The sequence below is a fragment of the Novacetimonas cocois genome (genome assembly GCF_003311635.1).
Classification (GTDB): Bacteria; Pseudomonadota; Alphaproteobacteria; order Acetobacterales; family Acetobacteraceae; genus Novacetimonas; species Novacetimonas cocois.
Map to the genome: position 1 here is coordinate 194 of NZ_QEXL01000056.1, position 1,992 is coordinate 2,185.

Here is a 1,992-nt window from a genome sequence, read left to right on the forward strand (position 1 = left end):
TTTCGCCCCCGTGGTGATGGCCCCGCGGCGCAGGCTGTGCCCGCCAAAGTCCCCCTCAAGGTGGGTGTCGCCGCAGCGTTTGCGGATGATGTCCGTGACGGCCCGGTCCGACAGGGCGTGCGGCCCGATCCTGGGCGGGGCTCCGACGGGCGTGGCGCCCGCCCTGCGGTCCCGCGCGGACCAGATGCGCCGGAAGACCGGACCTTCCGTAATCCCGGCCTGCCGGAGCCAGGTCTCGTACGCCAGAACCGGGCAGTTCCGGGTCAGGCCCCGTGGGATGCCGATCAGTGCGCCCTTGCGCTGGGGATCGCCCTTGGACCGGCCCAGCCGGATCTGCAGGCCATCCTCGTCCACCGTGATGTCGTCCACCTTCAGCGCGGCAAGCTCGGAGCGCCGGAACGCGCCGGCAAAACCGAGCAGGAGAATGGTCCGGTCCCGCGCACCGACCAGATCATGCGAGCTGATGGCCTCGACGACCCGGACCAGCCTGTCCCAGGTGAGCGCGGTTTTCTGGCGGGGCAGGGTCTCCTTTGCCTCCCGACGGATGCCGGCAAGTGTTGCGGTCACCATCGGGTGGGCGGTGGGTACGGCAATCTGCGCCAGGTGGTGCAGGTAACGCAGGGCGGCACGATGCAGGTCGATGGTGCTGGTCCTGCGCCCCTGCAGCGCCATGTCGGCCAGATAGGCAGCAACATCCTCGCTGCGGGCCGGAAGGGCGGGCAGGGCGTGACCGGCAGCCCAGCGGCACCAGGACCGCACGGCGGCGCGATAGGTGCGCAGCGTGTTCTCGGCCTTGCTGCGGTGCATATAGGCATCGGCGGCCTGACGGGCCGTGGCCAGGCGGCCATCATGTTCGGGTACGGGCTGTGCCGAGACGACGGAAAACCATTGCGCGACGGCAGCGGCCGGCTGGCCGACGGGCGCAGGGGGCGCTGCGTCTGCCGTCTCGGAACGGGAGCCTACGGACTGGAGCGGCCGGAACCAGGCCAGGAAGCTGGGCGCGCCATCATCGATTTCCAGATCGACGGCCAGTTCAAACCCTGATGGGATATCGGCGACATGGTCCTGAGCCATCTGTTGGGCGGCCGACGCATACGGCACACCCTGGGCGAGGGGGGTATCCGGGGAATAGCTACCGTCCGGCAATTCGATGCCCGCCAGAAGCAGGGGCAGGGGTGGTGTGAAACGCGCGGTCGAGAGGATTTCGCGCCAGCGTGCCGGGTCCTGTGTCTCGGCCAGACGCTGCTGCGTCAGCAGATCAACGCGGGCGTGCAGTGCGGCCTGCGCCTGCCTGCTGGTGCCGAGGATCCGGACGTCGCTCAGCATGGCAGGGTTGCCTGCGCGTATGACCCCTGACGGTCACCTAGGCAGCAGGGAAGGAGTCCGCAGACAGGCGTGGCGAAAAGGCTCGGAAACAGGCGCATTTCGGGATTTTTGTCGAAAATCCTAATTAATGGGAATAGAAATCCTATTTTATCAATCATATATTTTATACCTTAATTATGAAAATGTCCTCAACTATGGGGAAAAATGTTCTTTAATTATGCGAGAAAATGATTCTAAAATTTTCAAGAGTGAGGCTGCTTTCGCCTCATTTCAGTCATCAGACTTTTACAGTGTAACTTTCATCAAGCGGACATAAAACGACCATGCCCCACAGGCGATCGAGCCTAAATCCCGCAATACAAGAAAGTCTCGGTTAGCCTTCCCTGCTAAATATCCGGCGTGCTAATTCTTTTATTTATTAATCCATACTGTAAGATTTTATTTCGGTATTTTTCACATTCATCTTTTTTTGCTTTCCTCACACTGATAATGCGTCCGTAATCTTCTTCGTCGCTATTTTCTGCTTCCTGCACGGTGTAAACAATATAAAGAATTGTAGTTCCCCCGTCAGAGCTGCCTATTGCCCTTAATCTATTTTCATAATGGCGTTCATCTAGGGCCTGTTAGGGCTTGATCCAGTCTGCTGCGGCAGCGATGTGGATGACC

At 60.4% G+C, this 1,992-nt stretch carries 1 protein-coding gene; it reads right to left on the minus strand.

Annotation, left to right across the window (positions count from 1 at the left end):
• The coding region (locus NJLHNGOC_RS15445) for a site-specific integrase (protein ID WP_239021578.1) at positions 1 to 1,326 on the minus strand (1,326 nt) is incomplete at its 3' end.
• Positions 1,327 to 1,992 lie beyond the last annotated feature (666 nt).